Below are 14,658 nucleotides of genomic sequence, written 5' to 3' on the forward strand. Positions count from 1 at the left end.
TTTTAATCATGACAACTCCATCTATCGGAACACTGGGTGTAATGGCCTTCGATACTGCACTGCCCTTCGACGGGAGCTCTATTGCACTTGAGATTATTCTTCCAGAATCCTTAAAAGAGACTGCCGAAATCATCCAGACAAGTGGATTGACTGGTACGGTGGAGCAAAACAAGGAACGCACACGTGAAGGTCTCAAACGAATTAGTGGTTCGGTCAAGTTAGCTTGCTCTCGACTCATGTTGGATACTCTGCTTCCTTACATCTGTGGTACCGCTGAGGCTGCGAATGTATTCATCCTGGCTGATACGATACCTGAGTTTTACCTTATGATTGATCGAGGGGCGAAAGTCTTTACCTATTCAGGGTGTCGGATAGCGAAAGCAACGTTCTCAGGTACAAAAGGTGATTTTCTCTTTCTAGACCTCGAGATCGAGGCGGAAACGGAAACAGTTGGAAATGCTGGGACTTATCCTGCATTGACGGTACCCACTGAGAAACCGTACCTGTTTGCCGATGGTATTCTGACTCTTCAAGGCAGTACTCGTGTGTTTGAAAACTTCAGTTTGACGATTGAGAATCAACTCAATACGGAATTGTTCGGTAACAATCTCACTCGATACGACATCCCACTGGTCAATCGAGTGATCACGTTAGCCACCGATCATCCGTGGGATACGGACAACACAGACCTGATCAAGCAGGATCTTAATGGAGCAGCCGGCACGCTGGTCTTTACCAATTCTACGGTAGTGACAGATGTGTTGACTTTCGCAATGGCGGCCATTCAGTATGCAAATGTGTCACCAACACTACCAGGCAAAGATGTAGTGAACTTACCGCTCGAAGGAATGGTAAAAAGTTCTGGTACTACAAAACCGTTGATCATCACCAACGCTCACGCGGTTTGAAGGAAATCTTATTTTCGTTTAGATCTGCCGCTTGATTGGGTAGAGCATTTTTTTAAGTGACTGATTCGGGTTTACCCTATTGACGAATAGTGCGGAATTTACACATGTCAGTTTTATCAATTACTGTTTTTAAAAAGGAATTATGATGGCAACACGAGCATACATTGAAGACGGGTATACTGAAGAAGGTTTTATAAAAGAAGTGCCAGGTATTCATGAGGAGGTACGATTCAAATTTCGTCCAGTACTGGCTTCGAAACAGAGAGAAACTCTCGATCGTTGGCATGAAATTAAATCTGAAGTTAAATCGGAACGGATTAACAATTTGATTAAAGAGCAACTAGTCGAATGGGATCTGACCTTCAATAAGAAATTGCTTCCTATAGAAACTAAGATACTCGAACGATTGAAACAGCCTGTTGTAGATAGGATTTTTAACATCATCACATCCACCGATAAGAGTGATGAGGAATTAAAGAAAGTACTCAAACAAAGAGAGGAAGATGCAAAAAACTAGCGGATGGGGTGGAACTGATTTTGTTCCACCCCGCGGTTGCGTTTCGCGATTGTAATCACTGCCTAAAATACATCTACGATGAAAAAACGGGGAAACCGAGGGAACGTCATGGAGAGTATTTTGAACGATTACAAACGGTGCCAGCTCCCTGCCAGAGAGGAGGCTGCCCGAAAGGAACTCCCGAGAATCCTAAGGTACTCAATTGTAAAAACTTGTTGGCTTACCAACATTGGAAAGAGTGTAAAGCAGTGAATCAGTTCCCAGATGATTCGATTGTGAGGCAGAACGCAGCAATCATTCAGGAGATTCATGATCTCGCAGCAGATCGAAAACAGGCGATGCTATTTTCAGCATTAGCGGGAGTAGGAGTCATAAGATAGATCCGATTAGGAGCCCGGTCAGAATGTACTCGGTAGTTATCAAGAGAATAACAAGAAGCAGTGCGATGTTATCAGTCAGGGTCACATACTTGGCCAGTTTAATTTTTTGTTTAATCATATTGATGCCTTCGGCTCATTTAACCGCTTTCCTGTAGATAAAAGCGATAGGACTGATCATGTTAGAAAGACCAAAATAAAATACGAGATATCTGATAGCGCCATCTAACATCATTGAATAGATGGTTCTGGTGTTATTTTTTCTTAGCCTATTTTTCAGACACTTGATGAAGTAAATATTGTTCGGGAGTCATCTTTGCATATTTATTAGCATCTTCGAATTCTTTGCGTTGCCTGGTTTTTTAAGAGTCTCGACAAGGACGAATCTGAAAACAAGAAAAGCTCCGCTTGATGAGGTGGTTGTCAAAGTAATCGCACTACCCGGAGCATAAAACTCGAAGCAAACAAATTAGGAAGATCACACTTTAGGAATATTTCATAATGGCAACCGAAGCAGAACGCAGTGTAATCATTGCACTCAAACTGGTACCAGATCCAAAAAATCAGGCCACTGCAAGCCTGGTCTCAAGTCAAGCACTATCGGTTTCTAAAGCTGGAGAAGGTGCTTATGAGAAACTATTAACAATTGCGGGCCAGTCTCAAAAACAGATCTCTGAGATTCAAAAGATCCAAGCTGGTAACAGAAATGAAATCGATCAACTGGAACAAAGTGAGCGAATCAAGCTAATGGAGGAAGCAGTTTCACATCTGGCTAGGATTGATGAGAACTTAACGAAAAAGGCTGAAATTGAATCCGAAAAACGAGAAAAACAACGACTGTCAGATCATGATAAACAGATAAAAGAAGCACAGGAACTTGCTGAAAGAATTCAGGAAGCAGAACAGACGCGGATTGAAAGTTATCAGAAGGCAGGAGAATCAGCGATTGGAGCGGTTCAAGGACTGGCGGACATGGTCGAAGGTGCAGCCAAGCTCGGTCTGGTCTCAGAAGAAAACGCTGAAAAGTTCGCAAAAAAATTCAGCTTGATTAAGGACGGTATTAGCGTTTTTAAAGGTTTTAGTGATGTGATCTGGAAAGGTCGTGAAGCGCTAATCGCCCTCAGTACAGCGAGTAAAGCCCAAACCATGGCAAATGAGCTAATGGCGGCGTCACAGGCAAAAGTGGCGACGACTTCAACGGTCGCCAGAGTCGCGGGAGCAAGTTCCGTAGGTACGACTACTCTCGCTGCTGGTGGCGGTGCGGCGGCAACGGGTGGAACTGCTGCTGGTGGAGGGTCAGTTGTTGCCGGTACAGTTGTTTTGGCGAAAATCACTGCTGTAATGACTTTACTCGTTGCAGCGGGTTTAGCGTTACATGAAGGGTTTACTTTTCTTTTACGAAGCTTTGGTCTCGTTACAGACTCAACAGAAAGTGCGACAGGAGCGCTTTGGGGGATGTGGGAGGCTCAGGAGAATTTGGCAAAATCAGAAGAGAAGCTTGCTAAAGCTGAAAAGGCACGTCAGCGGCTTCTAGATGCACGAACACGTTTCGAAGAGGAGGAAGCCCAAAAATCTCAGTTTGAGACAGACCTGCGTAATGCTCAAACTGATGTGGATGATGTAAAGCGAATCGTCGAAGGTGGAGGAAATCAGTCTGAATTGGAACGAGATAGGCAGAAAGCCTTAAAAGAGATTCGTGTTGCTGAGTTGGCGATACTTGAGGATCGTAGGGTTCAGGAAGAACGCATCGCAGCAGGTCATTTTATGAGTGTGAAAAATCGTGAGCGGGTGATGAAGAGTCTTGAGGAAGCACAAGGCAGATTGCTCGACCTTGAAAAGAACCGATTGAAAGTCATCACCGATCAGAAAAAACAGATTGCCGAGCAGCTTAAATCTGAGCAGGAAAAGCTTCAGGTAGCAAAGGATGCCCTAAAATCCGAAGAGCAACGACTGCTTGAAAGATTCGGCCGTCTAAGTAGAGTTCAACGTCATCGAGTTGAAGCGGTCGCAGGTAAACGAGCAGCGGGTCAGCGATTAACTAAACAGGATATCAAGGATCTTGAGGACGCTGGTTTAGCAGGAGATATCGCTTCTCAGTTTTTTGTGCAACGGGGAATTCAGGCTGGTGGGATCTCAAGGATCAAAGAACTTGGATTGTTGACTCAACGACAATCAGCAGTCGATAAATTCGGAGTGGCTCAAGAAAAAGAACAGCGAAAATTGGCACGACTATCGAGCCCAGAGGATCAGATCCGGGCAGCACTTTTGGCAACCGCAGAACGACGACAACAAATCGTGAATGCACGTGTGAAAGAGAGTATTGATTTGACGAATGTCCGCTCGGAAGATGTCAAAGGATTTCAGCAAGACCAAAAGCTGTTTATTAATGCAGTCCAACAAGTCACCGCTGATGGAAACGACAACATTACTCAGCAGTCGATGGAAGTCGTCAAGGCATTGGGGACGAATCTAAGAGCAATGACTGAAGGCCTTGAAGACATGAAAAAAGAAATTCAGGAAAACCGTTTTAAAAAGGATTTGTACAAATAGTGACTAAGCTGTTCTACGGTGATTATTCACATGATGAAAACGAATGCAATGTCTCAATCAGCAGACAGGGGCTGATTGCTGATGATGGTTTCGTGTATGGCTTTACAGAGCGGTGGCAAGTCACTGGAATTCTTCATGGTGACACGAACACAGATCTCATAAAAGCAATGAAAGGTCTCGAGGCTGCTTATGCGGTTCAGGGAAAAGACCTCATATTCTTAAAGGGGCAAGACCCGATGCACTCACTGATTGATGATTTATCACTCAGTGGAACACGTGTTACAGCTCTCCCTCAATTCTCAGTCAGTGGCAATGGGGAATTAACTACATTTCGAACTTATTCGCTCGTTGTCGAAGCCGATTATGCTTTGTCAAACATGACCTATCGTCTGGCAGATGGTGCAAATCCCGAAGATGATAATTCAGAAATCATCATTCTTAAATACGAGGAATCTATTGATTTCACAGGAACTGGAGGCCCTCGGTTCGGATTTTTGCCCACACTCAAAGGGGCTTATCAACGACAGCAACTTTCAGAGAAAAGTCTCGTCGAAGCAACTCAGACCGGCATGGCGGTTGGACTAGGTAAAAGACCATTATTACCTGATCCACTGTGGCCACTCGATGAGCATTTAGAACGTCGTATTGTTAGAAAACCTCAGCCGCGAAAGCGTGGAGGTTATCAAATTGAATACCCAATTCATTGGTCATACACATTCGAGAGGAACGATGTGTTTCCCGTACCCAAACAGCAGTAGTCACTTAGGAGAAATTTATCATGGCGTCACATATATGGATTGGCGGGGCTCCTGCCGTAGCACAAATCGATTCTGTCACGTTTCCTTCGGACGCAGCAGCGGGACAGATCGTCAACTTTGTAATCGGTGTAAAAACCCTCTCAGTTACACTGACTGGTGCGAATCAATCGGAGATCATTACTGAGGTTGTCGCAGCCTGGAATGCATCCACGATTCCGGAATATGCAGAGATTACTGCATCAGTTGGACTTGATTCAAACGATATTGAAGATGGCACGATGAAATTAACTGCGGACACCGCTGGTAAACCGTTTGCCGTTACAGTTTCAATTGGATCTGGTAACAACGAAATCCAAGTTATTACTTTGGGTGGTACTACTGCAACCGGGGGCACGTTTACACTGACTTATGATGGTCAGACAACCGGTAACATTGCTTATAATGCGGACGCTACCACAGTTGATACGGTTTTGGAAGCTCTCAGTAATATTGGTGTAGGTGATGTCACCGTGACAGGATCAGCAGGAGGTCCGTGGACTGTCGAATTTACGGGAACCTTAGCAGGCACTAATGTCGCTCTGATGACCATCAACGTCGAGAATCTGACAGGTGGCGTAAATGAAGTTCAAACAATTTCGAGTCCCAGCAATCCGACAGGTGGTACATTCACTCTCAGTTTTGGTGGTCAGGCTACTACAGGAATTGCCTACAACGCATCGGCTGCGACTGTCCAAGCTGCTCTGGAAGCATTGAGTACTATCCCCACAGGTTCAGTCGCTTGTGCAGGAGGATCATTGCCAGACACTCCTATTACGGTCACATTTCAGGATGAACTTGCCTCAATGGATGTTGCTCTTCTAGAGGCTGATGCGAGTGGTCTGACGGGAGTGACCGGCTCTGCTGTTGAAACGCAAACAGGGGGAAGTGATATTGCAGATAAAGCAGTCAACTCGTGGAAGTTCGAAAGTGGCACTCAAAACGGAACTTCATACGATGTAACTGATACAATTAATAGTAAAGTTTTAACCGGTGGTTCTTTTTTTGTAATAAATAATCAATTAGTCGCTGGTGGAATCGATGGTAAATGCGTATCAGCAGGCCAATTTGGTTTTTCCATGGATGATTCTGCGGTCGCATCTTTTGATGAGAACGAGCCATTTTCAATTGCACTATGGGTTAAACCATCCTCATCAGGGGAACGCAGTGTGCTAGCAATTCGTCATTCGAACAAGAATGAAAGTAGTGACGCATCTACATACCCTTCTACTCTTAATTCCGATTATGATTATGCCCTAACTATGGAGCCAGGGTCTGTTGTTAAATTTGATGTAAAGAAGCAAGTAGGATTCCATACATTAACAACTATTGGAACATTAACTACGAATGCTTGGAATTTAGTCGTAGCGATCTGGGACCCTGCTAACACGACTCTAAGTATCGGAATCAATGGTGGTGCACTAGAAAATGCAGGCGGATTAACCGTGGGGACAGCCACATCAAGTAATAACCGCTATCTATCAGTATTAAGCCAAAACGTGCAAACACTTTCTGGATTTCTAGATGAAATAACGATTTTCAGAGAGGCTTTGACGCTTGCCAATTCACAGACGATTTACAACAGTGGAAATGGAGACTTCTACCCCTTCCCCACTGATGGAAACAACGAAATTCAAACACTCACTCTCACAGGTTCACCCACTGCGGGAAGTGTCACAGTTCGATATCAAGGTGAAGGAGTAAATGTTCCCCATAACTCCACAGCAGCAGCAGCAGAGGCCCTGCTGGACACGGTTTCAACCATCGGGTCAGGTAACACGAACGTTACTGGAGGTCCGTGGCCTGGTACTCCTTTAGTCGTGGAATTCATCAATGACTTAGCTTTGACCAATGTCGAACTATTGGAAATAGACACATCAGCATTAACGATGTTTGTGTCTGAAACAACTCCTGGAGTGACAGCACCGACAGGAAAAGTAGAGACCACAGTGTCGCCTTTAACCAAGTCAACAATAACTGCCAGTGAGGGACCGAATCATTGGAACATACCGGCGAATTGGAATACTAATACGGTTCCAGTTACGAGTGATACGGTTTACATTTCAGATTCTGAGATCAGCATTCTTTACGGTTTAGATCAAAGTGCCGTCACATTGGCCGCTTTACACATTGAGCAAACCTTCTCCGGATTTATTGGACTGCCTCGTACCAACAGTGATGGATTGTCCTACTTTGAATACCGTGATCTGTATCTCAAGATCGGAGCTACTAATCTGTTTATTGGGGACAAAGAGGGTGATGGTTCAGACCGGATTAAAATTGATCTGGGATCGGTACAAAGTACGGTCCTGATTACCGACTCCGGTGATGGCGAAGATGCCAACACGCCTGCCATCCTTTTATTGGGCGCACATGTCAGTAACGTGATCAACATCAACCGCGGTAGTCTGGGAGTTGCTTTTTATCCTACCGAAGAATCGACGATTGCTACATTAAGGCAGGCGTTCTTCGATGACGCAGCAGATGACACGACTGTCTATTTAGGTGATGGAGTGACGATTAATGACATCATCAAAAGTGGCGGTGTCTTAGATATTAATTCAAACACAGCATCATTAGAGCAAACAGCGGGAACTACCACGATTCACGCAGGAACTCATACCCTCTTGAATATTCTGGATGGATCATTGAATTATAACTCCGTTGGAACTGCATCTGAGATTAATCTCTCCGGTGCATCCGTCCTGATATTTGATCAGGACCGCAGGCCAAAAAATGTCATCGTTATTAATAAGCTCAGCGATGAGTCTGAAATCTTTGACGAATCTGGAAGTATTGCGAATCCCGTAATCGATATGGAAAACACGGGAGATTTGAGCACACTCAATATGGGTAAGAACTTCAAACTCACCTTTGGAGCGACTACATAAAATGGACGAAAAAGACAACGATTTTGATCTTGGAATTGGCTCGGTATTCTATCCCGGAATTTTAAAAATTCAGAGTGCCGAGTATATCCGATCGCATGGCATAGCTCCCGATGTCTGTACCATCGATATGGTTCCGCAGTCACTCAATCCGAAAGATAAAGATTATGTAAAAATCGAACCGGAGGGCTATCTGATCTTTCAGTTTGATACTGAAAAACTGGAAAAGGATGGAATCACTGTAACAAAAAAACGCAGACAAATTGTATTGCAAGGATGTCGTGTTGACCTCGCCGCTGTAAGTCGGTCTGAGAATTCTGAAGTATGGAAGATTCCTGTTTTTGATCGTCGTTGGCGATGGAAATTTGGTAGTTATTCAGGGCACTGGAACATTAAGAAAAATGGGATCATCGAAAAGAGAAAAGAGAAAACTGTTCGCGAATTGGCAGACATGTGTCTGGAAGCAATGGGGGAAGTAAAATATGAAACCAAAGCACTCGACGAGTTAGAGAAGAATAAAAAACTCCCCTACCGCAAGAAAGTGCGGCCAGAAGTCCATTGGGATCGAATACCTCCTGCCCAAGCCCTTCATGACTTGTTGACACCTCTGGGATATCGCATTTGTTTAGGTTGGGATGAGGTGGTGCGAATATGCAAATTTGGCGAAGGTGCCTTACTTCCTATCACCGACGATCTGATGACCGGTAGTTTTGAATTGAATCTGCCAGAGACACCTTCATCTATTTCGGTTATCGGTAATATTACAATGCATGAAGCGGCTTGGGAACTTGAAGCGGTTGGTCTTGACATCGATGGTGAATGGAAGCCGATCAACCATCTTAGTTATATACCTATTGATCAATTCAAAAATGTTGGATGGCATCTTACGCGGCCTCCAAATTTTGGAGGACTTGAGACTACGCTTGATGAGATCATCAATAACAAAACGATAAAGCCAGAAGTCAAAGAGCGAAGAAAGGAACAGCTCAAACTAGCGAGAGAAACCGTATTCCGCTGCTATCGACTTAAATATCCAGTTGGTACTAAAGAAGATAAAAAGCAACGATTGGTGTACGATAGACTCGGGTTCCGAGTTGGTGTTGGACTTACAAATGGAAAGCGGCGCGGAGAAGATAAGGCGTTTGACAAACTACTTGAAAAGTATGAAGCAGCAGGTCGTAAATTATATGAGAAACAAAAACCGATTCTGCCTGGCCCCAAACAGAAAAACCCTAAAACAGGGAAACTAGAAGACTATGAACTCAAAGAATTCGAGCAGGTACTTCCCTGTTTTGAAACGAGAGCAGAATTGGGGATTGATCCTTTTACTGGAATGCTTGCTCGTAAACCGACCATTATGACGGGTTCATTTTACTCTGGGCGAAAAGAGTATAACACGTTGATCACTGAGTTCATTCAGCGTGATTTGTATGAGATCATACCTGAGTTTGGGATCATTAAATTTCAACAACCCATGATGCGAATGGGGCAAGCAAAGCTCAAAGTAGGGAAAAAAAATAGGGAGCCTGAAACTTGCTTGCCATTTCCAGCCGATCTCAGAATTCTGATCGCTGTTCCTCTCAAGTCTGTTGAAGGGGAAATTTCCCGTTTCGTTTATGAACATGAGATTCCAAAGAAATTTCGAAACAAGCCAATTTCTATTCCGTCTGGACTTGAGGATAATCCCAGAAAGATTGATCTCAACGTCGGCACTAAGGTGGTCGTTGATGAGCAAATCACCCTTGCATATCAGGCAAAATATAAATTTCAGAAAAATACAAAAACAGACAAAATAGAGATCGTGCAGACAGACGTTCTCACGAATTTTAAAACCGAAGAACTCGAGAAACTTGCATTAGCTCAGGCGGACGTGGAACTAATCAATCTGGAACTTGAGGATGGTGGGTCAGGAACCTATGCCGGTCTAATAAAGGTAAACTTGGACGGTGCTCTCCAGCAGGTGGCTATCAGGTTAGACACACAGGGAGGGATGAAAACAACGCTGTCCCTCAATCGTGAAGTCAACATAACCGTTCCTGATTTCAATGAGCGGCAAAGAAATCAGCACCTCAAAGAGATGATCAAAATATATAATCAAACTGTGGACAAAACGAAAAAAGTGAAACCAAAGGGGTAGCCATGTCAAACATGTTTAATGATGCTTTGGATAGCCCTGGCGAATGGTTTGATTGTTTGAATGTGGGTGACGATCAAACCCAAGAAAAGGACGACCGACGAAAGGATGAAGATCTGGTGATCCCCGGTTTTTCATTAGTGGAAATCGTCGGTATTAGAAAGCTCAACGATGATCATTTTGTGCATGAAGTGAGGTTGCCACTTAAAAAAGGTGCAATAGAAAGTACTACGACAGAGAAAAATGGAGATCAAACAGTAGATTATTTCGTAGGCTCTGATACAAATTTTGCATTCACTGGCCCGGGTGATTTATTGAAAGATTACATAGGGCGTATGAAGTTCCCTCCTGCTCTCTGTCGCTATGCCGGTGATGAAGACGACACGGCCAAAATCTTCGGAAGATATAAAGCTCCCGAGAGACAATTGGGCGGTAAGTTCACTGATGTGGAATATGAAGCTTTTAAAAGACAAGAACAATTATTTGGCCGTGGTGTAAAACAACAATTATTGGGAGATCCTGCAGGACATCTGAAGCTACCAAAAGAAGGTAGTAACAGAGCTCAGTTTTCCGAAACGGGATGGGATGTCTTAGGGATTTATAAATATAATACGGGTGAAAAAACCAAAGGTAAGAAAGACGATGAGGATTCCACCAAGAATTTGCTAGCTTACGTTGCTCCTCCCTCTCCATCAGCTCCTCCCAGTGTTGTATTCTTGACGAAAGAAGATATCACAAATCAGGTGTTTCAAACGGGTTCCGTTGCTGTGGATTTACTGGAGTTTGTTGACCCCAGATCTGATGCGTGGAATCATAAGTTTCTGATTGATTTCTCAGGGGTATTTGGCCATGAATACGAATTCGAAATCATAGACAATTTTGGACTATCGATTGGTCCGTTTCTCATCTCTACAGATGGACAAGACATCAAGGCTGCTTTTGAAAATTTGTTCTGGGTTGGAAAAGGGAATGTCGAAGTTTATACACCCGGACCAAGAACAGGTCGATTTATTATTGAATTTGTAGGAGATCTTGCAGGAACTCGTGTTGGCCCACTTTACTGGCAAAGAATTATTCGGGTTGATCCCAATCCTCCTGGTAACATTCTTAGTACACCGGAAGTACCACCAATCGTTCAATACGAAGTCTTTGAATACGATTATAAGCCACTATCGGGGGGATACAGAGTTCAGATTACACCTGCTTCAAGGCCGTTGAGTCCATACCAAAGGTGGTTCGGCTCTACTGGATTTATTCCGGACTTTGATGGTTCCGACTGGAATTATGGCTACGGTTATTATCCCGGTGGTGATTACGGGTTCTTTGGTGGCTGGGGGGGCGGTCCTCTCGGGTATTTCGGCGGGAATTATTACGGCGGAGTGGGATATGGCTTTTTTGGTGGAGATGGTTTCTATGGTCCGAGTGGTGTGCTTGCTGGTCTTTTGGTAGGTCCGTATGACTATGACGCCGATGGCAATCCCTCACCAACAGGGCCTTTCAACATACATGGCTACAACGTAAATGGCTTCAATAAAGATGGATTTGATCCCGGTGGTTTTGATGTCAACGGACTAGATAAGGATGGCAAAACCTGGGCCTATTATGGTGTGTGGGGGCACCTGCACTATGGAACCGTAGCTCATCAATCGGAGCACAAAAACGATCATGGGATCGTGAACTGGTTTGCGAATAATATCTTTCAGCATACGGCGGCGGGTTCATTTGGAATTGCCAATTGGAATGAGGGAGGTGGCTATGTCGTAGTTGAATTAGAGCAGCGCGAATTCTGGATGCATGTGACCGAAGAAGAACCTACAAGAATTGTTACTTATTAATTTTACTAGATCATATATAAATGCAAAAACAAAAAAATGACTTGTCGCACTGTATTAAACAGTTTAAGAAATTCGATCCTTCTGAAGTCGACCTAACTCAGTTTCAACAACGAATTTCAATTTGTAATTCTTGCCAGTTTAGATCAAACATGCATTGCCGAAAGCATGCAGGTATTTGTGCTAATTTAGCGAAGAAAAAAGATTATTGGTGTGAAGAGTGGAACGAAACAAAACCGGAAAGTTTTATCGAGTTCCCCAAACCTCAACATGAAAAACAGCCGGTAGCAAAATCACAACAGAACAGACATCCTTCTACATCCGCTAGAACGGTTCTCAGAGTGGCAGTCGTCATCACGAGCCATAACTACGGTAGATTCCTCGGAGTTTGTTTAGAGAGTGTGCTGAGCCAGTCTCATCAAGCCTCAGAGATTATCGTCGTCGACGATTCCAGCACAGACAACACAAAGGAAGTGACGGAAGAGTTTGCCAGCAAAGGTGTGAAGTATTTGCGAGTCGAAAATCGGAGTGCTCTGTTCTCTCGGCGCGATGGATATAAGCAGACTGAATCCGGAGTCGTGTTGTTTGTCGATGCTGATGACATTCTACCTTCTAATTATATCGAGTTGGGAATGAAAGAGTTTACTGATCAAGATATAGGTGTAGTTTATGCCGATCACCAGCACTTTGGCGAATCGACGCGAAGCACAAACTTTCCTGAGTATTCACAAAACAGGCTGTTTCAGGGAGAGAATTTTGTGAGTACCTGCTCTTTCGTGCGACGAGAAGCACTCAATTTGTGTGACGCCTGGGACAGAACGTTTGATGAATCCTTCATGCCGGAAGATTACTGGATGTTTCAGCGAATCTCTCTGGATGGGTGGGACTTTAAAAAGTCAAAGGCGGTCCTGAATTATCGCAGACACCCAACACAGATGAGTCAAAACAGAGTCCCAATTGATCCTAAAGAGGTATATTACCATTCACATGGTCTGGAGTACCAGACGGTGACTCTGTTTATTCCGCTTGCTGGGAGAGTCTGGGCTTGGGAGCGTTTGAAAATGTTCCTCGATCGCCAGAACTGGCCTCACAATCAAATCAAGCTGATCCTCTGTGACACCAGTCAGGATGATCGATTTTCGACGATGGTTAAATACTGGATTGGTGATTGTAACTATTCGGACGTGAGACACTTTAAATTGAACGTCGGATTGAAGGGGCTCGCAGAAAAGAATCGTCGTGATCGTGAGGTACAACTGAAAGTCAAGCAATCAATCTGCAAGATCTATAATCAGCTCCGGTTGATGCTGGAAACGCCGTACTGCTGGATTCTGGAAGACGATGTACTCCCTCCTGATGACGTGCTTGAAAGGCTGATGAAGCACTTCAACGTTGACGTTGGAGCTGTCACAGCCCCCTATCAATCGCGATTCGATGGTAAACCTGTAGTCTGGCTCGAAGAAGGGATCAGAAATATTAAATCTATCGTCAAGGCGGTTCCACCTAAACTGGATGAGCCACAGGTCACAGAGATGCGAGGTTCTGGATTTGGCTGTTTAGTGGCTAGGTCAGAGGTAATCAAGCAGCATGTTCTAGCATTACCGAAAACAGAAGATGATCTCGATCCATACTTCTTTAAGTCGATGGGAGACCAATGGCGACGTCTGTGTGATTGGTCATGTAGGGTTGCGCATTGGGAAGAAGATCAGGTGTTTTTAATAGAAGAATCCAAGCATGAAACCGTCAGAAGTTCTTAAAAAGCGAAATGGTGATTTTAGAGGGCTTTGTGGATGTGCTGAGCACGAACTACTAGCAGAATTATGTTGTGAGCAATTAGCCGAGAACGGCGATCGATCGGATATCTGCATTGACTTCGATACGTTAAAACAGGAGTTTGATCCGTCTGGTTTAGAAGATCACATATTCAATTCCCACATGGAACATGACCACTCAATTTTTACTGGAGAAATAGACGAATACGGGGAATTGGTTTATGAATCGCATCCTCACTTTTTTCAAGACTTCCACATCAGAAAGGGGAAATTGAGGGATAAGCTAATTGCAAAGCTTCAGAATATATCAGCGAGTTAGTTACAATCATGACCAGCACGAAAATCCTTAAGTGTATTTGCTTTTAGAACCTGCGTCACATTATTATCAAGTTATGACGGGCTATCACTTGGAGCCTGTGTTTTTGGGGGAGCAAATATGATTGATATTGAGCCAGAAACTAGTCAGGTGGATCTTGGTAAAATTGTAGGAGAGTGCAGTTATGGATTTGAGTGATAGTTCGTCAGTACCTCGCCTAGTACTTCGGTCGAACGTTTCCGAACTTGAAAGATCGGACGACCGTATTTCGTGCCTCAAAGGAATCTTCGGGACTACGATCGGTGTCAATGAAGACTCTTTCGAATGGTGCCCGGATGATAGACCACCAAGCCCCCAAGAGTTGCTTGGATGGCTGTGGTTTTTAGAGCCAAACATAGACGTCAACTTGAAATCGAAGGCATCAGGGCAATTATCAAAACTTATGATTGCATATGATGAAGGGAGCCTAGACTCCTGGTGGAAGCAATTAATCGAGGAAATGCAATCACTACAGTGAATTGGGAATTAGTTTGGTAAGTCCTAATGAATAACGTAGAACCAAATTGGGAC

The 14,658-nt window shown here is 44.0% G+C and carries 10 protein-coding genes; all 10 read left to right on the forward strand.

Translation table 11 applies throughout. The annotated features are described in order from the left end of the window. The first annotated feature begins 8 nt into the window (after positions 1-8). The 10 genes from V144x_RS00860 to V144x_RS00905 all read left to right on the forward strand — a co-directional run bounded on the left by V144x_RS00860 (position 9) and on the right by V144x_RS00905 (position 14,091). Positions 9-908 carry a phage tail tube protein gene (locus V144x_RS00860; protein ID WP_144979975.1) on the forward strand — a complete coding sequence of 300 codons (900 nt, stop codon included), beginning with the start codon at positions 9-11 and terminating at the stop codon, positions 906-908. Positions 909-1,050: 142 nt separating this feature from the next. Beyond that, a complete protein-coding gene (locus V144x_RS00865; protein ID WP_144979978.1) occupies positions 1,051-1,425 on the forward strand; it encodes a hypothetical protein in 375 nt (124 codons plus the stop codon). A 20-nt stretch (positions 1,426-1,445) separates the two neighbouring features. Continuing rightward, entirely contained in the window at positions 1,446-1,805 is a 360-nt protein-coding gene (locus tag V144x_RS00870) for a hypothetical protein (RefSeq protein WP_144979981.1), read from the forward strand. A gap of 498 nt (positions 1,806-2,303) precedes the next feature. Next, positions 2,304-4,352 carry a coiled-coil domain-containing protein gene (locus tag V144x_RS00875; protein WP_144979984.1) on the forward strand — a complete coding sequence of 683 codons (2,049 nt, stop codon included), beginning with the start codon at positions 2,304-2,306 and terminating at the stop codon, positions 4,350-4,352. Next, positions 4,352-5,110 carry a hypothetical protein gene (locus V144x_RS00880; RefSeq protein ID WP_144979987.1) on the forward strand — a complete coding sequence of 253 codons (759 nt, stop codon included), beginning with the start codon at positions 4,352-4,354 and terminating at the stop codon, positions 5,108-5,110. The genes V144x_RS00875 and V144x_RS00880 overlap by 1 nt, the downstream gene beginning before the upstream one ends. 20 nt (positions 5,111-5,130) lie before the next feature. Further along, positions 5,131-8,037 (forward strand): LamG domain-containing protein, encoded by a 2,907-nt coding sequence (locus V144x_RS00885; RefSeq protein WP_144979990.1) that lies wholly within the window; start codon positions 5,131-5,133, stop codon positions 8,035-8,037. 1 nt (position 8,038) lies between these two features. Continuing rightward, positions 8,039-10,171 (forward strand): hypothetical protein, encoded by a 2,133-nt coding sequence (locus tag V144x_RS00890; RefSeq protein ID WP_144979993.1) that lies wholly within the window; start codon positions 8,039-8,041, stop codon positions 10,169-10,171. Positions 10,172-10,173: 2 nt separating this feature from the next. Beyond that, positions 10,174-12,003: a hypothetical protein gene (locus V144x_RS00895; protein ID WP_144979996.1), complete on the forward strand. Its 1,830-nt coding sequence runs from the start codon at positions 10,174-10,176 to the stop codon at positions 12,001-12,003. A gap of 149 nt (positions 12,004-12,152) precedes the next feature. Further along, entirely contained in the window at positions 12,153-13,757 is a 1,605-nt protein-coding gene (locus V144x_RS00900; protein ID WP_197998708.1) for a glycosyltransferase family 2 protein, read from the forward strand. After that, positions 13,735-14,091: a hypothetical protein gene (locus V144x_RS00905; protein ID WP_144980002.1), complete on the forward strand. Its 357-nt coding sequence runs from the start codon at positions 13,735-13,737 to the stop codon at positions 14,089-14,091. Before V144x_RS00900 ends, V144x_RS00905 begins: the two co-directional genes overlap by 23 nt. Positions 14,092-14,658 lie beyond the last annotated feature (567 nt).

Source organism: Gimesia aquarii (assembly GCF_007748195.1).
Lineage (GTDB): Bacteria > Planctomycetota > Planctomycetia > Planctomycetales > Planctomycetaceae > Gimesia > Gimesia aquarii.

What these genes read in the sequence shown, in the direction of transcription:
- V144x_RS00900 (WP_197998708.1), top strand. Translation starts at nt 12,153, where the DNA reads ATGCATTGCCGAAAGCATGCAGGTATTTGTGCTAATTTAGCGAAGAAA.
- V144x_RS00865 (WP_144979978.1), top strand. Translation starts at nt 1,051, where the DNA reads ATGATGGCAACACGAGCATACATTGAAGACGGGTATACTGAAGAAGGT.
- V144x_RS00875 (WP_144979984.1), top strand. Translation starts at nt 2,304, where the DNA reads ATGGCAACCGAAGCAGAACGCAGTGTAATCATTGCACTCAAACTGGTA.
- V144x_RS00885 (WP_144979990.1), top strand. Translation starts at nt 5,131, where the DNA reads ATGGCGTCACATATATGGATTGGCGGGGCTCCTGCCGTAGCACAAATC.
- V144x_RS00890 (WP_144979993.1), top strand. Translation starts at nt 8,039, where the DNA reads ATGGACGAAAAAGACAACGATTTTGATCTTGGAATTGGCTCGGTATTC.
- V144x_RS00895 (WP_144979996.1), top strand. Translation starts at nt 10,174, where the DNA reads ATGTCAAACATGTTTAATGATGCTTTGGATAGCCCTGGCGAATGGTTT.
- V144x_RS00860 (WP_144979975.1), top strand. Translation starts at nt 9, where the DNA reads ATGACAACTCCATCTATCGGAACACTGGGTGTAATGGCCTTCGATACT.
- V144x_RS00905 (WP_144980002.1), top strand. Translation starts at nt 13,735, where the DNA reads ATGAAACCGTCAGAAGTTCTTAAAAAGCGAAATGGTGATTTTAGAGGG.